23 protein-coding genes are annotated in these 22,489 nt (G+C 68.9%); 15 read left to right on the forward strand and 8 right to left on the reverse strand.

All coding sequences use genetic code 11. The annotated features are described in order from the left end of the window. Positions 1 to 23: 23 nt before the first annotated feature. The 5 genes from OHZ10_RS04165 to OHZ10_RS04185 are packed head-to-tail and all read left to right on the forward strand — an operon-like array spanning position 24 to position 2,947. Positions 24 to 539 (forward strand): sigma-70 family RNA polymerase sigma factor, encoded by a 516-nt coding sequence (locus OHZ10_RS04165; RefSeq protein ID WP_059235828.1) that lies wholly within the window; start codon positions 24 to 26, stop codon positions 537 to 539. Beyond that, positions 536 to 1,318, forward strand: a complete 783-nt coding sequence (locus OHZ10_RS04170) for an anti-sigma factor (RefSeq protein ID WP_342703712.1) — start codon at positions 536 to 538, stop codon at positions 1,316 to 1,318. Before OHZ10_RS04165 ends, OHZ10_RS04170 begins: the two co-directional genes overlap by 4 nt. 26 nt (positions 1,319 to 1,344) lie before the next feature. Then, a complete protein-coding gene (locus tag OHZ10_RS04175) occupies positions 1,345 to 1,758 on the forward strand; it encodes a hypothetical protein (RefSeq protein WP_059236880.1) in 414 nt (137 codons plus the stop codon). Then, complete coding sequence (locus OHZ10_RS04180; protein ID WP_059235824.1) at positions 1,755 to 2,387, forward strand: LolA family protein; 633 nt, start codon at positions 1,755 to 1,757, stop codon at positions 2,385 to 2,387. Before OHZ10_RS04175 ends, OHZ10_RS04180 begins: the two co-directional genes overlap by 4 nt. 44 nt (positions 2,388 to 2,431) lie before the next feature. Beyond that, the gene (locus OHZ10_RS04185) at positions 2,432 to 2,947 is read left to right on the forward strand and encodes an SRPBCC family protein (RefSeq protein WP_256085633.1); all 516 of its coding nucleotides are present in this window, start codon (positions 2,432 to 2,434) and stop codon (positions 2,945 to 2,947) included. A gap of 16 nt (positions 2,948 to 2,963) precedes the next feature. Here OHZ10_RS04185 and OHZ10_RS04190 read toward each other — a convergent pair whose 3' ends face one another. From OHZ10_RS04190 to OHZ10_RS04215, 6 genes are all read right to left on the reverse strand, one after another. Beyond that, complete coding sequence (locus tag OHZ10_RS04190) at positions 2,964 to 4,013, reverse strand: ABC transporter ATP-binding protein (protein ID WP_059235819.1); 1,050 nt, start codon at positions 4,011 to 4,013, stop codon at positions 2,964 to 2,966. A 28-nt stretch (positions 4,014 to 4,041) separates the two neighbouring features. Next, entirely contained in the window at positions 4,042 to 5,640 is a 1,599-nt protein-coding gene (locus tag OHZ10_RS04195; RefSeq protein ID WP_342703715.1) for an iron ABC transporter permease, read from the reverse strand. 2 nt (positions 5,641 to 5,642) lie between these two features. Further along, positions 5,643 to 6,677 carry an iron ABC transporter substrate-binding protein gene (locus OHZ10_RS04200; RefSeq protein WP_059235816.1) on the reverse strand — a complete coding sequence of 345 codons (1,035 nt, stop codon included), beginning with the start codon at positions 6,675 to 6,677 and terminating at the stop codon, positions 5,643 to 5,645. Between the two features lie 61 nt (positions 6,678 to 6,738). Beyond that, the gene (gene efeB, locus OHZ10_RS04205; protein WP_342703717.1) at positions 6,739 to 8,046 is read right to left on the reverse strand and encodes an iron uptake transporter deferrochelatase/peroxidase subunit; all 1,308 of its coding nucleotides are present in this window, start codon (positions 8,044 to 8,046) and stop codon (positions 6,739 to 6,741) included. A gap of 11 nt (positions 8,047 to 8,057) precedes the next feature. Next, positions 8,058 to 9,191, reverse strand: coding sequence for a hypothetical protein (locus OHZ10_RS04210; RefSeq protein WP_174994368.1), 1,134 nt, complete (start codon positions 9,189 to 9,191; stop codon positions 8,058 to 8,060). Between the two features lie 77 nt (positions 9,192 to 9,268). Next, entirely contained in the window at positions 9,269 to 10,735 is a 1,467-nt protein-coding gene (locus tag OHZ10_RS04215) for a carbohydrate porin (protein ID WP_342703719.1), read from the reverse strand. Between the two features lie 681 nt (positions 10,736 to 11,416). On the opposite strand from OHZ10_RS04215, the gene OHZ10_RS04220 reads away from it, so the two are divergent. Then, entirely contained in the window at positions 11,417 to 11,710 is a 294-nt protein-coding gene (locus OHZ10_RS04220; RefSeq protein ID WP_059235800.1) for a co-chaperone GroES, read from the forward strand. A gap of 46 nt (positions 11,711 to 11,756) precedes the next feature. Next, positions 11,757 to 13,397 carry a chaperonin GroEL gene (gene groL, locus OHZ10_RS04225; protein ID WP_011351137.1) on the forward strand — a complete coding sequence of 547 codons (1,641 nt, stop codon included), beginning with the start codon at positions 11,757 to 11,759 and terminating at the stop codon, positions 13,395 to 13,397. A gap of 184 nt (positions 13,398 to 13,581) precedes the next feature. Here the strand turns inward: groL and OHZ10_RS04230 are convergent, their stop codons facing one another. After that, positions 13,582 to 14,448, reverse strand: coding sequence for a hydroxymethylpyrimidine/phosphomethylpyrimidine kinase (locus OHZ10_RS04230; RefSeq protein WP_059235797.1), 867 nt, complete (start codon positions 14,446 to 14,448; stop codon positions 13,582 to 13,584). Positions 14,449 to 14,701: 253 nt separating this feature from the next. Between OHZ10_RS04230 and OHZ10_RS04235 the strand changes: the two genes are divergently transcribed. The 8 genes from OHZ10_RS04235 to OHZ10_RS04270 all read left to right on the forward strand — a co-directional run bounded on the left by OHZ10_RS04235 (position 14,702) and on the right by OHZ10_RS04270 (position 21,305). After that, entirely contained in the window at positions 14,702 to 14,872 is a 171-nt protein-coding gene (locus OHZ10_RS04235; protein WP_004186709.1) for a rubredoxin, read from the forward strand. Between the two features lie 104 nt (positions 14,873 to 14,976). Next, a complete protein-coding gene (locus tag OHZ10_RS04240; RefSeq protein ID WP_340623857.1) occupies positions 14,977 to 16,278 on the forward strand; it encodes a hypothetical protein in 1,302 nt (433 codons plus the stop codon). A gap of 182 nt (positions 16,279 to 16,460) precedes the next feature. Beyond that, on the forward strand, positions 16,461 to 17,039 hold the full coding sequence (locus OHZ10_RS04245; RefSeq protein ID WP_006491354.1) for a YqgE/AlgH family protein: 579 nt from the start codon (positions 16,461 to 16,463) through the stop codon (positions 17,037 to 17,039). Beyond that, entirely contained in the window at positions 17,036 to 17,485 is a 450-nt protein-coding gene (ruvX, locus tag OHZ10_RS04250) for a Holliday junction resolvase RuvX (RefSeq protein WP_011351144.1), read from the forward strand. The genes OHZ10_RS04245 and ruvX overlap by 4 nt, the downstream gene beginning before the upstream one ends. Beyond that, complete coding sequence (pyrR, locus tag OHZ10_RS04255; protein WP_059235792.1) at positions 17,472 to 17,984, forward strand: bifunctional pyr operon transcriptional regulator/uracil phosphoribosyltransferase PyrR; 513 nt, start codon at positions 17,472 to 17,474, stop codon at positions 17,982 to 17,984. Before ruvX ends, pyrR begins: the two co-directional genes overlap by 14 nt. Positions 17,985 to 18,057: 73 nt before the next feature. Then, positions 18,058 to 19,089 (forward strand): aspartate carbamoyltransferase catalytic subunit, encoded by a 1,032-nt coding sequence (locus OHZ10_RS04260; RefSeq protein ID WP_006476735.1) that lies wholly within the window; start codon positions 18,058 to 18,060, stop codon positions 19,087 to 19,089. A 52-nt stretch (positions 19,090 to 19,141) separates the two neighbouring features. Then, positions 19,142 to 20,428: a dihydroorotase gene (locus OHZ10_RS04265; RefSeq protein ID WP_342703724.1), complete on the forward strand. Its 1,287-nt coding sequence runs from the start codon at positions 19,142 to 19,144 to the stop codon at positions 20,426 to 20,428. 19 nt (positions 20,429 to 20,447) lie between these two features. Further along, entirely contained in the window at positions 20,448 to 21,305 is an 858-nt protein-coding gene (locus OHZ10_RS04270) for a lysophospholipid acyltransferase family protein (RefSeq protein WP_059235787.1), read from the forward strand. Between the two features lie 32 nt (positions 21,306 to 21,337). Here the strand turns inward: OHZ10_RS04270 and OHZ10_RS04275 are convergent, their stop codons facing one another. Beyond that, positions 21,338 to 22,177, reverse strand: a complete 840-nt coding sequence (locus OHZ10_RS04275) for a symmetrical bis(5'-nucleosyl)-tetraphosphatase (protein ID WP_059235785.1) — start codon at positions 22,175 to 22,177, stop codon at positions 21,338 to 21,340. Between the last annotated feature and the right edge of the window lie 312 nt (positions 22,178 to 22,489).

Here is a 22,489-nt window from a genome sequence, read left to right on the forward strand (position 1 = left end):
GCGGCGATGCGCGAGGCATCCCGATGAGCTACGAATCGGATCTGCTGGTGTGGCTGCCGCATCTCACGCGCTATGCGCGTGCGCTGACGGGCGAGCGCGCCTGGGCGGACGATCTCGTGCAGGACACGCTCGAGCGTGCGCTGAACCGGCCGCCGCGCGACGCCGGCAACCTGCGTGCCTGGCTGCTGACGCTGCTGCGGCACCGCTTCATCGACCAGTTGCGGGCACGGCACGAGATCGCGGTCGACGATGCGACGGCGCCGTGGCAGACGATGGCCGCGCCGGCCGGCGAGATCGGCGGGCTGGTGCTGCGCGACGTGCAGCGCGCGCTGTACCGGCTGCCGGTCGAACAGCGCGAGGTGCTGTTGCTCGTTGCGCTTGAAGAGTTGAGCTATCGCGATGCCGCGCAGGTGCTCGGCGTGCCGGTGGGCACGGTGATGTCGCGGCTCGCGCGCGCGCGGGCCCAGATGCGTGCACTGCTGTCGGACGAGCCGTCGGCGCACGGCACGGCCGCGTTACGAGTGATCGGGAAGCCATGATGGACGATTCGCACCAAGCTTCGAACCCGCGGGACGACGATGCGTCGGCTCAGCTGCTGTCCGCGTTGCTGGACGGCGAGCTGTCCGGGCGCGAGCAGCGCGAGATGCTCGAGCGCCTGCAGTCCGATCCGGAGGAGGCCGAACGATTCGCGCATTACCGCGCGCAGCGCGACGCGCTGAAAGCGCTGTTCCCGCTGCCGGGCGCGGCGCCCGCGTTGTTCGTGCAGCGTCGCGCGCCGCGCTGGCGCGCGTTCGCCTATGCATGCTCGGGGCTGGCGGCCGGGCTGCTGATCGGTGTCGCGCTGCATGCGGGCTGGGCGGCGTTCGGCAGCGCCCCGGCGTTCGCCGCGCGCGCGGATGTCGCGTATGCCCTGTACGCCGCCGATCGCGAGCATCCGGTCGAGGTCGGCGCGGGCGATCCCCGGCGTCTTGCCGCATGGCTGTCGGCGCGCGTGGGGCACCCGGTGCGCGCGCCTTCGCTTGAAGAATACGGTTATGCGCTGCTGGGCGGCCGGTTGCTCCCCGGCGAGCACGGGCCGGCTGCGCAGCTCATGTACCAGCGCGCGGACGGCGAGCGCGTGACGTTGTACGTGACGGCGTACGACGCACGGCATCTCGCGCCGCAGGCAATGTCGGCCGATGGCCGCTACACGTATTTCTGGTCGGATCGCGGAATGGGCTACGCGTTGTCGGGCCGAGGCGATGAGCGGCGCCTGCGCGAGCTCGCGATCGAAGCATGCGGCGCGCTCGGCGGCTCGACCGACGCGTGGAAGGGCTGACGCGCGACGCCGGCAGGGAGCAGGCGATGAAGATGACGAAGGGGCTCGTGCTGGCGGCACTCGCGGCGAGTGCGACCCTCGCGCGGGCGGACGGCGATGCGCCGGTGCGCGTGCCGGTCGGCGCCGACGGCGTGCAGCGGGTGGCGATCGTCGGCGGCAGCTATTTCTTCCGCCCGAACCACGTGATCGTGCGCGCGCACGTGCCGGTCGAGCTGACCGTGTCGTCCGAGCCCGGCGTGGTGCCGCACAGCTTCGAGATCGACGCGCCGCAGGCCGGTATTGCGGTGCACACCGAACTCGGCACGACGCCGAAGACGTTTCGTTTCACGCCGGCGCAGCCGGGCCGGTTCGCCTACTATTGCACGCATCGGCTGCTGTTTTTCAGGAGCCATCGCGAGCGCGGGATGGAAGGCGTGCTCGATGTCGAGGCGGCGCCGTGATCGCCGCGTTGCTGGCCGCGAGCCTGATAGGAGCGAGCATGACAGCCGACCCCGTGACCGTCGCCCAGGCGCATTTCGACCATGTCCACTCGTACCGCGCGACGATCCGCTCGTCGGCGCGCGGCGGCGAGCACACCGAAATCCGCTACGCCTACCTGAAACCGGGCTTCGTCCGGATGGATTTCGTGTCGCCGCATCACGGTGCCGTGCTGGCATACGATCCCGGCGACGGCAGGGTGCGGCTGCGCCCGTTCGGCGTGCACGCGCCGCCCGCGCTGACGCTGTCGCCGTCCAATCCGCTCGTGCGCGACCGCAGCGGCCACCGGGTCGACCGGTCGGACGTCGGCGAACTGCTGCGCAACGTTCATGCGCTGCAGCAGGGCGGCGCGACGGTGACCGAAGGCGAGGAGGCCGTCGGCGGCCGGAATGCGCTGCGCGTATCGGTCACCGGCGCGCCTGCGCACGTGGTCGATGGCGTGCATCGCTACCGGCTGTGGCTGGACGCCGAGGACGGCTTTCCGCTGAAGGTCGTCAGCTTCGCCGACGATGACGACGTACCGCTCGAAACCGTGACGCTCGACGACGTGGAGATCGACGTCGCATTTCCCGAGCGTTTCTTCGCGCCCTGACCGACACGCGGGTCTGTTCTCCTGACGTACTTGCCGGAGGCTGCATGGCGGAATACCGGTTCTCGACGACCTGGCACGTGGACGCCCCGCTCGCGGCGGTCTGGGACGCGATCTACCAGGTCGACCGCTGGCCCGACTGGTGGAAGGGGGCCGTGCGCACCGTCGAGCTCGAGCAGGGCGATGCGCGCGGCGTCGATGCGCTGCACCGGTATACGTGGAAGGGCGCACTGCCGTACCGGCTGACCTTCGACATGCGCGTGCGGCGCGTCGAGCGGCCGCATGCACTTGAAGGCCGCGCGAGCGGTGCGATCGAAGGCGACGGACGCTGGTCGTTCGCTGCCGACGGCCCGCGCACGGTCGTGCGCTACGACTGGCACATCCGCACGCACGTGCGCTGGATGAACTGGCTCGAGCCGCTCGCGCGGCCGCTGTTCCGGTGGAATCACGACGTCGTGATGCGCGAAGGCGCGAAGGGGCTTGCGCGGCGGCTGCGCGCGACCGTCGAGACGGATGGGCGGACCTTCCGGCCGCTGTCGGACGCGGGCTGCGCCGACGCGTGACGACGATGCGCGCCGCTCAGCGCGCGTACGCCATCACCGCACCGTCGACGACGAGCGCGACGCGTTCGCCGACAGCCGGGCACCGGTGTCCCGGCACGCGGACGCGCACGAGCACGTCGCGATCGGCATCGAGGCGCGCGAGCACGTCGGCGTCCTGGCCTGCGAATTGCGCGGCTTCGACGCGCGCTGCATGACCGCGTGCGGCGTCGGCCTGGGTGACCGGCACGAGGCCGATCTGCTCGGGACGCAGCATCGCGTCGGCCGGCCCGTCGGGCAGCGGCGCGACGAGCGGTAACTCGCCGAGCGCACAGGCGATGCGCGCATCGCGCACGCGGCCCGCGAGCAGCACGGCCTGCCCGACGAACGACGCGACGTCGCGCGTGACGGGCTGCCGGTACAGCGTCTGCGGCGCGGCCGTCTGCACGAGCCTGCCTTGCCACATCACCGCCACTTCGTCGCCGAGCGTCATCGCCTCGGGCTGGTCGTGCGTGACGAGCACCGACGTTGCACCGGCCGCGGCGAGTGCGTCCGCCACCGCGCTGCGGGTTTCGTGCCGCAGCGACGTGTCGAGCGCGGAGAACGGTTCGTCGAGGATCACGAGCGACGGCTCGGGCGCCAGCGCCCGCGCGAGGGCGACGCGCTGCTGCTGGCCGCCGGACAGCTGCTGCGGCGCACGGCTCGCGTACGACGCGGGCAATCCGACCATCTCGAGCAGTTCGTCGACGCGGTGATGGCGCCGCCGCGCCGCGCGCGGCAGCCCGAACGCGATGTTGTCGGCCACCGACAGGTGCGGAAACAGCGCGCCTTCCTGCGGCACGTAGCCGATCCGGCGCTGTTCGGGCGGCAGGTGCACGTCGGGCGCGGCGACGCGACGTCCGTCGATCTCGACGGTGCCGCGCTCGGCGCGCTCGAAGCCGCACAGCACGCGCAGCAGCGTCGTCTTGCCGCTGCCGGACGGGCCGAGCAGCGCGAGGCGCGTGCCGCGCCGCACCGTGAGGTCGATGTCGTGCAGGACGGTATGCGATCCGAACGATTTGGACAGGCCGTGGATGCGTAGTTCGCTCATGGGCGGTTCCGGAGAAAAAGAGCGGTGCTCAGTTGCGCACCGACGCGCGGCCGAGCAGCAGGAACAGCAATCCCGACGCGCCGAGCGACAGCGCGACGAGCAGCGCCGCATAAGGCGCCGCGGCCGCGAACGCGAGCGTCGCCGTATCGCTCCACACCTGCGTCGCGAGCGTGCGCGTGCCGATGGGCGAGAGCAGCAGCGTCGCATTGAGTTCCGTGACGACCGAGATGAACACCATCGTCGCGGCCGCTCCGAGACCGGGCGCCGCGAGCGGCAGCACCACGCGCGTGAGCGTCGCGCGCCAGCCAAGGCCGAGCGCGCGTGCGGTTTCCTCGAGCCGGACCTGCACGTGCGACAGCGCCGCCCGCACGCTGACGACCGCGAGCGGCAAGAACAGGATCGCGTATGCGGCGACGAGCGCCGGCGCGCTCTGGTAGAGCGGCTGCAGCAGCCGCACCGTGATCGACACGATCGCGAGCGCGACGACGATGCCGGGCACGCCCTGCACGGTCATCGCGGTGCGTTCGAGGAACGTCGCGACGCGGCCCGGATGACGGACCAGCAGGAACGCGAGCGGCAGCGCGAGCAGCGTCGTGACGGCCGCGGCCGCGAGGCCGTAGCCGGACGACGCGAGGGTGGCTTGCCACAGCAGTTCGGGCGAGACGTCGGCCGGCGTGACGGCGGCAGCACCTTGTTGCGTGAGCCAGTAGCCGATCATCGCGAGCGGCACGCCGAGCGTCGCGGCCGCGAGCGCAGCGAACGCGCCGGTGACGGGACCGCGCAGCGTGCCGAGCGGATAACGCATCGCGACGCGGCGCGCGGCGCGATGCGTATGGCCGTAGCGCGCATGGCCGCGCGCCCGTGCCTCGATCGCGAGACACAGCAGGCACAGCGCGATCAGCACGCAGCCGAGCAGCGACGCGCCGCCGCCGTCGAACGCGGTGCGGTATTCCGCGTAGATCTCGGTCGTGAACGTGCGAAAGCGCAGCAACTGGAACGCGCCGAATTCGGACAGCACGCCGAGCGCGACGAGCAGCATCCCGCCGCATAGCGCGGGGCGCAATTGCGGCAGCACGACGCGGAAGAACGTATGCCACGGCGAGCAGCCGAGCGTGCGCGCGCTTTCCTCGAGTGCCGGGTCGAGTTCGCGAAGCGCCGCGGCCACCGGCAGGTAGACGAGCGGGAAATACGCGGAAGTCAGCACGATCAGCGCGCCGAGGAAATCCTGCAGGTCGAGGCTCAGCGACACCCACGCATAGCTCGTGATGAACGGCGGCACCGCGAGCGGGGCGGCGGCGAGCGCGGTCCACAGCGGCCGCGCGGGCAGGTCGGTGCGCTCGATGAACCAGGCGACCGCGGTGCCGAGCAGCGTGCACGCGAGCGTCGCGGCGAGCGTGATCGACAGCGTGTTGACGAGCAGTTCGCCGACGAGCGGGCGCCACAGCAACTCGATCGCGTCGTCGATGCCGAAGGTGGCTGCACGGTACAGCGTGAAGCCGAGCGGCAGCAGGATCGCGAGCGGCCCGCACGCGGCCGCGGCGACGAGCGCGCGCGACGGGCGGCGCCGCGTCGCGGTGCGCTCGCCGTCGCGCGCGGTGCGGGCCGTGCGGGACACGGCGTCGCTCATCGTCAGAGCAGGCCGGCCTGGCGCAGCAGCTTGCCGGCCTGGCTGTCGTCGCCGAGCTGTTCGAACGTCAGCGCCGGCGGGCTCAGTTCGTTGAACGGCTTCAGGATCGGATCGGGGGCGACGCCCGGATGCAGCGGATACTCGAAACTGATGTGGCCGTTCGCCATCAGTTTCTGCGCGCGCTCGCTGACGAGATACGCGACGAACTTCTGCGCTTCGGGCTGGTGCTTCGACGCCTTCAGCACCGCGGCGCCCGACACGTTCACGGCGGCCCCGACGTCGTGGTTGCCGAAGTGGTGGATCGCGCTGCGGGTCGACTTGTCGCCGAGTTCGGCGTGCAGGCGGTCCCAGTAGTAGTTGTTGATGATGCCGGTCAGCACGCCGCCGCGGTTGACGGCCGCGGTCACGCCTTCGTCGTCGTCGAACACTTGCGCGTTGGCCTTCAGGCCCTTCAGCCATTGCAGCGTCGCGGCTTCGCCGTGCAGCGCGAGCACCGCGCTCACGAGCGGCAGGAAGTCCGCATCGCTCGGCGCGACGCCGACCTTGCCTTTCCATTCCGGCTTCGCGAGATCGAGCAGCGACGCGGGCAGTTGCTGCGGCTGGAGCTTCGCGGTGTTGTAGACGAGCACGTTCTCGCGCGCGAGCACGCCGACCCAGTTGCCGTCGGCCGGGTTGAAGCGCGCGGGCACCGCCTGCAGCGCGGCGCCGTCGGTCTTCGCGAGCAGGCCCTTGCGGTCGAGCAGCACGAGCTCCGGCGAATTCTCGGTGAAGTACACGTCGGCCGGCGTGCGGTCGCCTTCCGCGACGATCTGCGCGGCGAGCGCGGGGCCTTCGCCCGAGCGCACCTTCACGGTGATGCCGCTTTGCGCTTCGAAGTCCTTGACGAGCTGGTTGACGACCTGCTCGTGTTGCGCGTTGTACAGCGTGAGCGTCGCGGCATGCGCGCGCGTGGCGTGCAGCGCGCCGGTCAGCATCAGCGCGGCGGCAGCCGCGGCGATCAGGTGCCGCAGCGGGCGGCTAACGGGAAAAGTGTTCATGTCGTCGTCGTGAGTTGCATCCGGACGGGCCGGGGAAAAAGGGCGTGGCGTCGCGAGGCCGTTACGCTTCGAACAGCGCGGCGCCGATGTACGAACCGGGTTGCGCGCCCGGCGGACACGCGAAGATCGCGCTGCCGACGTGCGTGGTGAACTGGTTCATGATGTCCAGCTTCGCGAGCTTCTCGTTGATCGGGATGAAGCCGCGGCGCGGGTCGCGCTGGTGCGCGACGAACATCAGCCCCGCGTCGTACTCGGTCTGCTGGCGCCACGGCGGCCAGCGCTCGATGTAGAAGTTCGCGCTGTCGTTGTACGAGTACGCGCGGCGCAGGATCTGCGCGCCGTCGTTCACCTGCGGCGATGCGAGACGCGCGTGCGCGTTGTCGGGGATCACCGAATTGCCGTCCTTGTCGACCGCGTCGAGGTCGAGCGCTTCGAATTCCTGCTTGCCGCCGATCGGCGCGCCGCTGTACTTCTTGCGGCCGAACACCTGCTCCTGGAAACCGAGCTCGGTGTTGTCCCAGTGTTTGAGCGTGATGCGGATGCGGCGCACGACCGTGTAGGTGCCGCCGTTCATCCATGCCGGACCTTCGTTGCCGGCCCACACGAATTCGTTCATCGCGGCCGGATCGTCGCGCGACGGGTTCATCGTGCCGTCCTTGAAGCCCATCAGGTTGCGCGGCGTCTCGCCCGGCTTGCCGGACGTGAAGCCGGCCTGGCCCCAGCGCATCTGCACGGCGTTGCCGCCGAGGCGCACGAGCTGGCGCACCGCGTGGAACGCCACTTGCGCGTCGTTCGCGCACGCCTGGATGAACAGGTCGCCGCCCGTCTTCTCCGGAATCAGCTGGTCGCCGTTGAAGCGCGGCAGGTCGACGAGTGCGGCCGGGCGCTGCTTCGCGAGGCCGTAGCGGTCCTTGCCCGCGACCGCGAACAGGCCGGGCCCGAAGCCGAACGTGATCGTCAGCCGCGACGCGCCGATACCGAGCGCGTCGCCCGAGTCGGCCGGCGCGACGTCGTCGCCGCCGGTCGCCGGCAGCGGCTGCGCGGTGTCGCCGCGCGTGAGGCGTGCGGCGGCGTCGGTCCAGGTCTTCAGCAGCGCGATCACGTCCGCGCGCCGGGTTGTCGCGAGGTCGAGTGCCGTGAAATACGCGTTGCGCTGCTGCGGCGTCGTGATGCCGCCCTGGTGCTTGCCGTAGAACGGTTCGATGTCGTCGTCGTGCGCGTGCGCACCCGGCGCGACCGCGGGCGCCGCATCGGCCGCGCGGGCGGCCGGCATCGTGCCCGCCGCGAGACCTGCGGCGACGGCTGCGCCGCCGGCCTTCAGGAAGCCGCGGCGCGCGGGGCGCGGCGGCGGGTTCAGATCGTCTGCCATGGTCGGTTCCGTTACTTCGCGAGCATCAGCGTGTTGACGTCGTCCTGGACGTAATAGAAGCCGTCGCCGGCCGGCGTCATCGCGATCCCGAACAGGTCGCCGTTACCGGGCGGCGACTGCGCCTTGTCGGTGTCGATCCAGCGCGCATAGAGCTGCTTGCCGGCGACCGGGTCGATCTCGACGACCTGGCCGTTCAGCGCGTTGGTCGCGAGCAGATGGCCGTTCGGCGCGGTCGCGAGCGCGAGCGGGCGGCGCAGGAAGCCGTCGGCGGTGACCTGGCGGCCGACCCCCGCGCTGGTGTCGCGCGTGAGCGGATCGTCGATCTCGACGATCCGGTTGCCGATCGCATCGGATACGTACAGCTTCTTCTGGTCGCCCGACAGCGCGAGGCCGGTCGGGCCGACCAGGAACACGCCCTTGTCGGCCTGCGCGCCGAGACCGCTCGCGACGACCGTTTCCTGCTTGATGACGGGCGGCTTGCCGGCCGGCACGTCGAGGTCGACGCGCAGCACGGTCGCCTGCTTGTAGACGGGCGGGTTGCCGTCCGCGCCGCCGACGCCGAAGCCGGCCATGCTGACGAACAGCGTCGCGCTGTCGCCGCGGTCGACCACGGCCATGTTGCCCCACGGGTCGTTGATGTTCGCGCTCGACCAGGTCGACGCGATCTTGCCTTGCGGATCGAGCACGATCAGGCAGCCGGCGCCTTTCGTCGACGTCGTGCCGTCGTTGCTCGGCGTGCTGCCGACGATCACCCAGCCCGACTTCAGCATCGTCATCGCGGTCGACAGGCCGACGCCGCCCGGGCACGCTTTCAGGTCGCGCGGAATCGTCGCGAACAGGCTCATCTGCTTGGTCGACGGGCGATAGTTGACGATCGTGCTGCCGGTGCCCTGCAGGTTTGCCGCGTTGTTGAAGTTGTCGACGAGCACGTCGCCTGCCTGGATCGAGCCGGCCGATACCGGCGCGACCGCGATCGCGTACGGGTTCTGGTCGCCGTTGTCGGGCACCGTGTTGACGAGCAGCGTGTGACGATGCAGCGTCTCGAGGAAGCCTTGCGGCTCGGCGAACGCGCCGGCGGCGGCCGTCAGCGCGACGGCGGCCAGTGCGCCCGTCGCGAGGCGGCGAAGCGGGGCGGATTGAATCATCTGGATCTCCTGGGGGGCGCGCCGCGCCGGCGGCGCGCGAAAACGGGGGATGTGGGCGGGTGGCGTGCGCGCGGCGCTCAGAACGTGATCGTCGTGCGTGCGCCGAGCACGAACGTGTTGCGCAGCGGCTGCGTCGCGTCGCTCGGGTTCTGGCCCGCGCCGGCGTTGAACGTGTACTGCGCATCGGCCGCGATCACCCACCACGGGTTGACCTGGTACTGGTAGGTCGCCTCGACGGTCGTCTCGCGGGTGCGCACGCCGTACGGGCCGGCGGCAAAGGTCCGTGCGGCCTGGTCGAGGTCGGTCACGTGGCTGCCGACCTGGATGTACGTGACGGCGAGGCCGACGCTGTCGTTGTCGCGGCCGTCGAACGGTGCCTTCAGCACGATGCCCGCGTTGGCCGCGAAGCTCACCAGGTTGCGGTCGCCCGGCGCGCCCATCACGCGCGCGAACACGCCGAGGCTTTTCGCGCCGGACGGGTCGGGGCGCCAGATCATCTGGTCGGCCACCGCGTAGAAGCTGTAGTCGCCGTGATGCTGTTGCGCGTTGCCGTTCGACGCGGGATCGGCGAGCGACAGCCCGTCGGTGCCGGTGCCCTGGTCCGCGAAGCGGCCGTTGTGATACCAGACGCCGATCTTGTAGGTGCCCGGCAGCCCGTTCGAGTGGCCGGTATCCATTTCGCCGTCGGACGGCTGGTTCAGCGCGTACTGCAGCTCGCCGATGTAGAGCGTGCCGTTGTGCAGGTTGAAGTTCGTGCCGCTCAGGTTGTTCGGGTTGTTGCCGAGCGGATCGCCGTCGAACACGCCCGCGAGCGCGGTGAGCTTCGGCGTGATCTGCGCGCGCACGCGCACGCCGAGGCCCGCGAGCGGATACGCGGGGCCGCCGTTCGGCAGGTCGTACGACGGCAGGGCGGGCCAGCCGAACATCGTGTTGACGAACGTGTTCGCATACGTGCTGACCATGAATTCCTGGTCCAGGCTCTGCTGGCCGATCTTCACGTCGACGCGCTTGTCGAGGAACGACTGCTGGTACCAGAGCTCCCACAGGCGCGTCGTGTCCTGCGCCTCGATGCCGCTTGCGGTGTTGAGCGTGCCGAGATTCCGCGCGCTGAGGTTGCTGCCGTGGATCTGCAGTGCGCTGACGTTGAAGGTGCCGCCGGGCAGGCCGATCGCCTTTTGCGTATCGACCGTCAGCGTCGCCGTCGTCAGCCCGTCGTACGTGCCGCCGCGGTTCAGGCCGCCGCGCAGGTTCGCGAGGTATTCGCTGGTTTCGGTGATCTGCAGCGTCGCGCCGTACTTGCCGAGCCACGGGCGGATGCCGCCCATGTCGCCGAGCAGGCTCTGGCGTGTCCAGATGCCGGTCCACATGTCGGTCGGCTTCGCCTGGATCGCGAGATCGGCCTCGGGCGCTTCGGGTTGCGCGTCGACCGGCGCGGCGGCGAATGCGGCGCTGCTCGTGAACGATGCGCACGCGAACGCGGCCGCACAGGCGGCGGGGCGCATCCGGGCGCGGATGCGGTCTCCATGGAACGATGCAACCTTCATATCAAATCCCGGGTTCTAATTGATTTGGAGTCCTGCTTGTTGGTCGCTGTCCCGACGCTCGGCACCGATCGGCCCGGGCATGAAGAAGAGCGCAACGCGGCGCATCGTAGGAGTGTCAAATGGGAAAGTCAATGTAAACGAGAATGATTCGCATCTAAATTACTGAATGTAATGGGCGGGCTTACGGGTGGGGTCCGACGGGGGTTTTTCAGGAGGAAAAACGTAAATATCTGCGTAATGCAAATGAATGCTTCGGTGCGGAGCGATGGAACGCCGGGCAAGGGGGCGCGACGATCGCCGGGCGGGGGGAGCGGACGCGTTGCGGCGGAGGGAATCGGCGCCTGCGCAGGTTTTTTGACGTGATGCCGGTGGGGGCAGGAACTCCGTGCTTACCCGGTGTCCAAACGGGGCTGGATGAGATTCGCGGGCTGCGCGGGCCCGTCTTCCGGGCCGGGTAGCGTAGGTAAGGGTTTTGTTGTGAAAGGGTTTTTTGTAATTTTCGCGTGTTTTTCCCGCTGCCGCGCCGCGTTGAAAATTCGTCCGGCTCCCCTTCTTGAATTTGTCAAAACCCGTCCATATAATTAGCACTCGCTGCACGAGAGTGCTAACAATTCTCTGCCGGGCGATTTGCCGGGCAGATTCCCTAAGCGTTCTTCAATCTCAGTCAAGAGAGGAGTGAATATGAACCTTCGTCCTTTGCACGATCGCGTGATCGTCAAGCGCCTGGATCAGGAAACCAAGACCGCCTCGGGCATCGTCATCCCCGACGCCGCTGCTGAAAAGCCGGACCAGGGCGAAGTCCTGGCCATCGGCCCGGGCAAGCGTGACGACAAGGGCGCCCCGATCGCACTCGACGTGAAGGTCGGCGATCGCGTCCTGTTCGGCAAGTACGCAGGCCAGACCGTCAAGGTCGACGGCAACGAACTGCTGGTCATGCGCGAAGAAGACATCATGGCCGTGGTCAACGCCAAGTAAGCGTCCTCCGACGGTACATATTCCCAAGAATTCAAGGAGTTAGAAGATGGCAGCTAAAGACGTCGTATTCGGCGATTCCGCCCGTTCGAAGATGGTCGAAGGCGTGAACATTCTCGCCAACGCAGTCAAGGTCACGCTGGGTCCGAAGGGCCGCAACGTGGTGCTCGAGCGCAGCTTCGGCGGCCCGACGGTCACCAAGGACGGTGTGTCGGTCGCGAAGGAAATCGAGCTGAAGGACAAGCTCCAGAACATGGGCGCGCAAATGGTCAAGGAAGTGGCTTCCAAGACCAGCGACAACGCAGGCGACGGCACGACGACGGCAACCGTCCTCGCGCAATCGATCGTTCGCGAAGGCATGAAGTACGTCGCATCGGGCATGAACCCGATGGACCTGAAGCGCGGCATCGACAAGGCAGTCGCAGCGGCTGTCGAAGAGCTGAAGAAGATCAGCAAGCCGTGCACGACGAACAAGGAAATCGCACAGGTCGGCTCGATCTCGGCGAACAGCGACACGTCGATCGGCGATCGCATCGCTGAAGCGATGGACAAGGTCGGCAAGGAAGGCGTCATCACCGTCGAAGACGGCAAGTCGCTGGCCGACGAACTCGACGTCGTCGAAGGCATGCAATTCGACCGCGGCTACCTGTCGCCGTACTTCATCAACAACCCGGAAAAGCAAGTCGCCGTTCTCGACAACCCGTTCGTGCTGCTGCACGACAAGAAGGTGTCGAACATCCGCGATCTGCTGCCGGTGCTCGAGCAAGTCGCGAAGGCTGGCCGTCCGCTGCTGATCATCGCTGAAGACATCGAAGGCGAAGCGCTCGCGACGCTGGTCGTGAACAACATCCGCGGCATCCTGAAGACCGTTGCGGTCAAGGCGCCTGGCTTCGGGGATCGTCGCAAGGCGATGCTGGAAGACATCGCGATCCTGACGGGCGGCCAAGTGATCGCCGAAGAAACCGGCCTGACGCTCGAGAAGGCAACGCTGGCAGAACTGGGCCAGGCGAAGCGCATCGAAGTGGGCAAGGAAAACACGACGATCATCGACGGCGCAGGCGAAGCCGTGAACATCGAAGCACGTGTGAAGCAAGTGCGCGCGCAAATCGAAGAAGCGACGTCGGACTACGACCGTGAAAAGCTGCAAGAGCGCGTGGCCAAGCTGGCCGGCGGCGTTGCAGTGATCAAGGTCGGTGCTGCGACCGAAGTCGAAATGAAGGAAAAGAAGGCACGTGTCGAAGACGCACTGCACGCAACGCGCGCAGCTGTGGAAGAAGGCATCGTGGCAGGTGGCGGCGTTGCGCTGATCCGCGCTCGCACCGCGATCGCGGCCCTGACCGGCGCGAACGCCGACCAGAACGCCGGCATCAAGATTGTGCTGCGTGCAATGGAAGAGCCGCTGCGCCAGATCGTCACGAACGGCGGCGAAGAAGCCAGCGTCGTGGTGGCGGCAGTTGCTGCAGGTACGGGCAACTACGGCTACAACGCGGCAACGGGCGAGTACGTCGACATGGTTGAAGCCGGCGTCGTCGACCCGACCAAGGTCACGCGCACCGCACTGCAGAACGCAGCGTCGGTTGCAGGCCTGCTGCTGACGACGGACGCAGCTGTCGCAGAACTGCCGAAGGAAGACGCACCGATGCCGGGCGGCATGCCGGGCGGCATGGGCGGCATGGGCATGGACATGTAATCGACTTCGGTCGAGGTGTCCGGAGCGCGCAGCGATGCGCGTTCCAGCCAAAAGAAAAGACCCGCAGCGATGCGGGTCTTTTTTTATTTGGCGCGAGGAGTTTGATGCGCGCGGGGCGGCCGGAACGTCGCGCCCGAAGCGGCGCGGCGTGTGCGGCGGCGGGACCGGCCCGCCGCATCGCGCGTCAATGCCGGTGCGACGTCCTCAGTACCGGGTCGGCCTTCACGGCCGGCGGCGTGTCCGAATCGTCGTTGCTGCGCGCCCAGAAGAACCGGTCGGGCAGGTAGGCGCCCATGCCGGGCCGGAACGCGTCGCGCACCGCCTGGTACAGGTATTCCTGCGCTTCGCGGACGGCTTCGGGCGGCTCCTGGCCATTCGCGAGCAGTGCCGCGATCGCCGCGCCGAGCGTGTCGGTGATGCCCATCAACCGGTGCGGCGAGCGATCCCACATGTCTTCGCGAAGCTGGCCTTCCTCGCCGTACAGCGTGTTGACGAGCCGGTGCGAGCCCGTTTCCGACGACAGGATATATTCGCAGCCCTGCGACAGCAGGTGCGACACGGCCGCGTCGAGATTCGGCGCCTCGGCATCGCCATCCGGTTGCGCGAGCGCGATCAGCGTCGCGTGGTCGGCGACCAGCAGCGTGGTTTGCGGCGCCAGCAGGTCGGCGATCGATTCGCGCAGGTCGTCGGCCGCGAGCACGTGCTCGTCGTCGAGCGTGAAATCCGGCGCGAGCACGAGCGGTACGCCGTCGTAGTCGGCGACGACTTCGGCGATCGCGCTCACGACTTCCGCACGCGTGGCCGCGCCGATCTTGAACGCGGCAACCGGCATGTCTTCGAGCAGCATGCGCGCCTGCGCGGCGACGACGTCGGGGTCGAGGCCGGTCACTTCTTCGCAGGCGGCCGAGTCGCGCACGGTATAGCCCGTCAGGACGGACACGCCGTGACAGCCCATGCTCGCCAGGGTCATCAGATCGGCTTGGAGGCCGGAGCCGCCGGTGGGATCGGACAGGCCGAAGGTGAGGACGATCGGAGGGGCGTTGCTGGACATGTAAAAATGGGGCAAGAGAAAAACGGGAAAGCGACGGAGATGCGGACGGCGAGGCGCGTGGCCGTTTTCGGCCCTGTGTTGCCCGGCAGGCCGCACTTTTCAACCATTATGCGGTGGAATCCGGCCTGCACGATGGATTTTTTAGCGCAGCGCAACGTAGTCGCTGTCCTCCAGCGCGATTGCTAGGCAGTCCGGCCCCGACACGGTACCATCATGGCTCCCGAATTTACCGACTTTTCCCGACGCGGCTAAGATGGAATACAAGAGCTGGATGTGCCTGATTTGTGGCTGGATTTACGACGAAGAAGCCGGGCTGCCGGAAGAGGGCATTGCCCCGGGCACGCGCTGGGAAGACGTCCCGATCAACTGGACGTGCCCTGAATGCGGCGCCCGCAAGGAAGACTTCGAGATGGTCCAGATCTGACCGGACCCCTGGCCCACGGACACCCCGCTCAGGCCTCGCACCGGCCCGGCGCTCGCGCGCCGCGGTTCGCGCGAGCGACTTGACGATGACAGGCGCGCGTGTCCATGACGTCCGATCCGGCGAACGTTCCCCACCCTGACGCACTGCCCAACCCGCGTGGCGGGGCCGTGCGTGCGGCCGACGCATGGCTTGCGGCGGCCGCCGACGCATTCGAGCGGCACGACGATGCGGCTGCGCCGCTTTCCGCGGCCGCGGCCGTGCTGGCGGAGGCCGGCTGGCTGCCGGCCGCGCGTTTCGCCGGGCAACTGGCGGCCGCCGTGCCGCTCGTCGCCGCCGAGCCGACGCCGGCCGGCTGGCGTGCCGCGCTGCGCGATTTCCGCGCGGCCCTCGGGCGCCACAACCTGCGCGAGCTTGCGTGCTCGCCCGTTCTCTTCGAGCATTTCCGTGCATTGCGCGCGCAAAGCGCCGCCGACCTGCGTGCGAGCGCGCCGCTCGATGCGCTCGCGCTCGTCGGCCGCGCGGTGCCGCCGGCCACGCTGCGCGCGTTGCCCGACGCGATGGCGGCCCGGATCCGCGCCCGCTACGAGCAGGCGCTGCTCGGCGTGCTGCGCGCGGAGCACGGTGCGCCCGACGCTGCGCTGGACGAGCTCGACGCGATGCAGGTCGCGCTCACCGACGACGGCCCCTACGATTTCTGGCGGCTCGCGGTCGCCTGCCTGCGCGCGCTGCGCGCAAGCGGCGCGCCCGAGCTGAAGCGCTTTCTCGCGCGGACCAATCTGCTGCTCGGCGAGCACGCGCAGGGCCGGCGCAGCGCGCCGCCCGCGCTCGTGCGCGAGACGGTGGCGCTGCTGTGGCGCGATTTCGCGCTGTTCGGCGCTGCGGCAGAGGACGTCGCGCTCGTCGACGTGCTGCACGACTACGGGCTGACGGTCGACTGGCACGTGGCCGGCACGCCCGCGTCCGAAGCGTTGTGGGAGGCCGATGCGGCGCGGGCCGAGCACGATGCGCTCGCCGTCGCGCCGACCCGCGCGCTCGGCGTCGTGACCGTCAACGCGCATGCCTATGAGGATTTCCTGCAGACGGCCGATGCGTCGATGGCCGATCTCGCGGCCGATCCGGCCCGGGCCGATGCAGGCGCGGCCTGGCACGCGTCCGGCGCCGCCTACCGGGTCGGCACGGCCGCGTGCGCGCTCGGGCTCGGCCATGCGGCACTGCTGGCCGACACGCTCGGCCTTGCGTGGCGCCGTGCCGCCCACGGCGTGCCGCTCGCCGACGGCGGCCTCGACGCGCACGGCCACGCGTCCGACATGCTGCGCGCGGCGCTGCTGAAGATCGCGGCCGGCGTCGCGCCGCCGGACCTTACCGCGGCGTCCGAAGCGCTCGGCACGGCGCTCGGCCGGACCTGACGAACAAGGGGACGGGCACATGGCGGCGCCCCTTGTCGCGCGGGCCTGCAACACGCTGCCGACAGCGCCCGCGCGCGTGTTAGAGTGCCGTGTGATCCGCGCGCGCCGTTGCCAGCGTGGCGCGGCGTTGCTTGTTGATCGCGGCCCGGTCAGGTCGCGGCGTCTTTGCTAAAATTCAAACCATGTCAAAGCCTTCCGATCGCATCAATCTCACCAACCAGTTCCTGATCGCCATGCCCAACATGGCCGATCCGACGTTCTCGGGAACGGTGGTCTATCTTTGCGATCACAGCGAGCGCGGTGCGCTCGGCCTCGTCATCAATCGTCCTACCGATATCGATCTCGAATCGCTGTTCAACCGCATCGACCTGAAGCTCGACATCGAGCCGCTGCTGCACATTCCCGTGTACTTCGGCGGCCCGGTCCAGACCGAGCGCGGCTTCGTGCTGCACGAGCCGGTGGAAGGCGCGAGCTACAACTCGTCGATGTCCGTCGACGGCGGGCTGGAGATGACGACGTCGAAGGACGTGCTCGAGGCGGTCGCGACGGGCACCGGCCCGAAGCGCTTCCTGCTGACGCTCGGCCATGCCGGGTGGGGCGCAGGGCAGCTCGAGGAAGAAATTTCCCGCAACGGCTGGCTCACCGTGGCCGCCGATCCGCGCATCGTGTTCGACACGCCGGCCGAAGAGCGTTTCGAAGCCGCACTCGGCCTGCTCGGCGTCAGTTCGTCGATGCTGTCCGGCGAAGCAGGGCACGCATGAGTGGCGCGAGCGCGCGCGATGCGACGCTCCTGGCGTTCGACTACGGCGAAAAACGGATCGGCGTCGCGGTCGGCAACGCGTTGACGCGCTCGGCCCGTGCGCTCGTCGTGATCCAGAACCTGAACCGCGAACACCGCTTCAAGGCGGTCGGCGACCTGCTGGCCGAATGGCGGCCGGACGCGCTCGTCGTCGGCCTGCCGATGCACCCTGATGGCACGCCGCACGACATGACGCAGCAGGCGAAGCGCTTCGGCAACCAGCTGAACGGCCGCTTCGGGCTGCCGGTCACGTGGGTCGACGAGCGCTATTCGTCGGTCGAGGCCGAGGCCGGGCTGCGCGAGCGCAACGTGCGCGGCCGTGCCCGCGCGGAGATGCTCGATGCCGAGGCCGCACGCGTCATCCTTCAACAGTATCTCGATCAATTGTCCGACCATGAGCACCATTGATGCCGAGGCGCTTTACCGCGTCCTGCTCGACCAGATTCGCGCCGCGTACGGCACGGCGTTCGCCGAACCGGGCGGCCCGCGCCTCGCCGGCATTCACAGCGGCGGCGCATGGCTGGCCGAGCGCCTCGCGCGCGATCTTGGCGCACCGGCGTTCGGCGTCGTGAACGTCGCGCTGCACCGCGACGACTACGCGAAGAAGGGGTTGCACAGCCAGGCCAGCCCGACGTCGCTGCCGTTCGACGTCGACGGCGCGCGCATCGTGCTCGTCGACGACGTGCTGTACACCGGGCGCACCGTGCGCGCGGCGCTCAACGAACTGTTCGACTACGGCCGTCCGGCCGCGGTCGAACTCGCGGTGCTCGCCGATCGCGGCGGCCGCGAGCTGCCGGTCGCCGCCCGCTTCGCGGGCGGTACGCTCGACGTGCCGGCCGGCACGACGCTCGTGCTCGCGCGCGACGACGCGCAGTTCACGCTGAGCGTCGATCCGCACGGCGCCTGAACGACACGCGAACCGTATCCCGGGCCGCTGGTTTGCACCGCGGCCCGTTTGCATAGTTGGAATCACGCATACCATGACCACCGACACCACTGGCCGCACCGGCAATCCCGCTGCGGCCGCGAGCCCCGACCGGTTCCGCTACGGTTTCCTGAAGGGCAACCCGCAGCTCACGAAAAACGGCGAGCTGAAGCACCTGCTGTCGATCGAGGGCCTGCCGCGCTCGATCGTCAATCACATCCTCGATACGGCCGAGCAGTTCGTCAGCGTGACGGACCGTGAAGTGAAGAAAGTGCCGCTGCTGCGCGGCAAGTCCGTGTTCAACCTGTTCTTCGAGAACTCGACGCGCACGCGCACGACCTTCGAGATCGCCGCGACGCGCCTGTCGGCCGACGTGCTGAACCTGAACATCAACGCGTCGTCGACGAGCAAGGGCGAATCGCTGCTCGACACGATCAACAACCTGTCGGCGATGCATGCCGACCTGTTCGTCGTGCGCCACGCATCGAGCGGCGCGCCGTACCTGATCGCCGAGCACTGCGCGCCGCACGTGCACGTGATCAACGCCGGCGACGGCCGCCATGCGCACCCGACGCAGGGCCTGCTCGACATGTACACGATCCGTCACTACAAGCGCGACTTCACGAAGCTGCGCGTGGCGATCGTCGGCGACATCCTGCATTCGCGCGTCGCGCGTTCCGACATCCACGCGCTCACCACGCTCGGCGTGCCGGAAGTGCGCGCGATCGGCCCGCGCACGCTGCTGCCGGGCGGGCTCGAGCAGATGGGCGTGAAGGTGTTCCACAACCTCGACGAAGGGCTGAAGGGCGTCGACGTGATCATCATGCTGCGCCTGCAGAACGAGCGGATGAGCGGCGCGCTGCTGCCGTCCGCGCAGGAATACTTCAAGACGTGGGGCCTGACGCCCGAGCGCCTCGCGCTCGCCGCGCCCGACGCGATCGTGATGCACCCGGGCCCGATGAACCGCGGCGTCGAGATCGATTCGCAGGTCGCCGACGGCCCGCAGTCGGTGATCCTCAACCAGGTCACGTTCGGCATCGCCGTGCGGATGGCGGTGATGGGCATCGTCGCCGGCAACAGCGACTGAGCCCGCTTTCGCGCATCCTTATTCACGCAAACAACGCATTCACTGACAGCGCATGAAGATTCATATCAAAGGCGGCACGCTGATCGATCCGGTCGCCGGCACCGAGCGGCAGGCCGACGTATTCGTCGCGGCCGGCAAGATCGTCTCGATCGCCGAGGACCGCAAGGCGCCGGCCGATTTCAACGCCGTGAAGACCATCGACGCAACGGGCCTGATCGTCGCGCCCGGCCTCGTCGACCTGTGCGCGCGGCTGCGCGAGCCCGGCTACGAACACAAGGCGACGCTCGCGTCCGAGATGGCCGCGGCCGTCGCGGGCGGCGTCACGACGCTCGTGTGTCCGCCGGATACCGACCCCGTGCTCGACGAGCCGGGCCTCGTCGAGATGCTCAAGTTCCGTGCGCGCAACCTGCACCAGGCGAACGTGCACCCGCTGGGCGCACTGACGGTCGGCCTCAAGGGTGAAGTGATCACCGAGATGGTCGCGCTGACCGAGTCCGGCTGCGTCGGCTTCACGCATGCGAACGTGCCGGTGCGCGACACGCAGGTGCTGCTGCGCGCGCTGCAGTACGCGAGTACCTACGGCTACACGACGTGGCTGCGTCCGCTCGACGCGTTCATCGGCCGCGGCGGTGTCGCCGCGAGCGGGGCGCTCGCGTCGCGGCTCGGTCTGTCCGGCGTGCCGGTCGCGGCCGAGACGATCGCGCTGCACACGATCTTCGAACTGATGCGCGTGACCGGCGCGCGGGTGCACCTCGCGCGTCTGTCGTCCGCGGCCGGCCTCGCGCTTGTGCGCGAGGCGAAGGCCGAAGGGCTGCCGGTGACCTGCGACGTCGGCGTGAACCATCTGCATCTGATCGACGTCGACATCGGCTACTTCGATTCGCAGTTCCGGCTCGATCCGCCGCTGCGCAGCGAGCGCGATCGCGAAGCGATCCGCGTGGCGCTCGCCGACGGCACGATCGATGCGATCTGCTCCGATCACACGCCGGTCGACGACGACGAGAAACTGCTGCCGTTCGGCGAAGCGACGCCCGGCGCGACGGGGCTCGAGCTGCTGCTGTCGCTGACGCTGAAGTGGGCGGACGAGACGCGTACGCCGCTCGCGCAGGCGCTGCGCCGCATCACGTCCGCGCCGGCCGATGTGCTGCAGTTGCCGGCAGGCCGCCTCGCCGAGGGCGGCGCGGCCGATCTGTGCGTGTTCGACCCGCGCGCACACTGGCGCGTCGAGCCGCGTGCGCTGAAGAGCCAGGGCCACAACTCGCCGTTCCTCGGTTACGAACTGCCGGCTACCGTGCGCGCGACGCTCGTGGCCGGGCAGGTCGCGTTCGAGCGCCACTGAACCACGCCGGACCTTCGCCATGACCGCCATTCGCAAGCTGCGTCTCGTCATTCACCTGTTGCGCGGCATGGCGACCGTCGCGCTGCGTTTTTCGCACGTCACGCCCGCGCGCCGCGCCGAGATGACGCGCCGCTGGTCGCTCAAGATGCTGCGGATCTGCGGGATGCGCCTCGTCGTCCACAACGACGGCGCGCGGCTCGACGCGAGCGCGCTCGTGGTCGGCAATCACGTGTCGTGGCTCGACATCTATGCGGTCAACGCGTGGCGGCCGACGCCGTTCGTGTCGAAGGCCGAGGTGCGGCAGTGGCCGGTGGTCGGCTGGCTCGCCGAGAAGCTCGACACCGTGTTCCTGCAGCGCGAGAAGCGCACCGAGGCGATGCGGATCATGCACGAGATGGCCGAGCGCCTGCGCAACGGCGGGCTGATGTGCGTGTTTCCGGAAGGGACGACGTCCGACGGCCAGGCGCTGCTGCCGTTCCACGCGAACCTGTTCCAGGCCGCGGTATCGGCCGGCTGCGCGGTGCAGCCGATCTGCCTGATGTACGAGGACGCGCAGCGGCGGCAGTCGGTCGCGCCGGCCTACACGGGCGAGCTGTCGCTCGGCAAGTCGCTCGACATGGTGCTGCGCGGCGGCCCGCTCGTCGCGCACCTGTACGTGTGCGAGCCGATCGCGCCGGGCGGCGACCGGCGGACCACGTCCGCGGCGGCGCGCGACGCGATCGCGGCGGCGCTCGCGACGCTGCAGGAGAGGGTCGGCAAGCCGTCGGCCGAGTCGCTCGCGGAGCTGCAGAAGCATGCGTATCCGGCAACCGAGCTTGGTGCCGGCGGGGCAGGCGAGGCGGCAGCCGACGAGCCCGTGCCGGGGCGCGAGGGCTGACACGCCGGCGGTTCACGCGAACCGGCGTGCCGTCACTCGCCGCCCGGCGAGCGGCATGCTTCGCATTGCACCTGCGTGACCGTGCGCTGCGCCGGATCGGCCGTTAGCCGTACGGCCGACAACTGGTTTCCCCATACGCATCCCGAATCGAGCGCGACCAGGTTCTCGCGCAGCATCAGGCCGAGTGCGGCCCAGTGTCCGAACACGACCGTCACGTCCTCCGTGCGGCGCCCCGGCACGTCGAACCACGGCAGGTAGCCGGGCGGCGCGCTGTCGGGGCCGCCGTTCGCCTTGAATTCCATTGCGCCGTCGGGCGTGCAGAAGCGCACGCGTGTGAACGCGTTGAATGCGACGCGCATCCGGTCGCGCTTCTTGAGATCGGGGCTCCATTGATTGGGCTCGTTGCCGTACAGCTTCTGCAGCGTGTCGCGCCAGTCGGGCGCGCGCAGCGCGCGCTGCAGCTCGTCCGCGAGTTCGAGCGCGAGCGTGGTATCCCATTGCGGCAACACGCCCGCGTGCACGAGCAGCATCCCGTGCTCCGCATGCACGAACGGGCGGTGGCGGACCCAGTCGAGCAGCGCGTCGGCGTCCGGCGCGTCGAGGATTTCGCCGATGGTGTCGCCCGGGCGCTCGGTGCGCAGGCCGGCCGAAACCGCGAGCAGGTGGAGGTCGTGATTGCCGAGCACGACGGTTGCACGCGGGCCGAGGTCGACGAGCGCGCGCAGCGCGGCGAGCGAGCCCGGCCCGCGGTTGACGACGTCGCCGGCGAACCACAGCGGCGTACCGGCGGGCGCCGAAAGCTTTTCGTACAGCGCCTGGAAAGCGGAATGACAGCCCTGGAGGTCGCCGATGGCGATGGGGGTCGGAAGCATGAGGGTCGGATCGTGACGAATCGGGATGAACTGAGAAAAAAATCGCATAAACACACGCGCGACGCAACAGTCGTTCCCCGTCGGAGCACGTGCGGGGCATGCGATTTTTCGTGACGCAAAGGGCCGGGGCGCTGTATCAAGTTGTTAGCAGCATGGAGTTGGCGCCGACTGGATTCCTATAATTGTCATTTTCGCTCCGAAATTAACATCTCGTGGCTTTGCCGGTCATGGCGACCGGTTAAAATGCCGGGCCTGATCGGCCGAGACTTGGCCACTGTGACATGACAGGGAGTGCGATGCGCGTCTGCCAGG

Source organism: Burkholderia arboris (assembly GCF_038723655.1).
GTDB classification, from domain to species: Bacteria; Pseudomonadota; Gammaproteobacteria; order Burkholderiales; family Burkholderiaceae; genus Burkholderia; species Burkholderia arboris.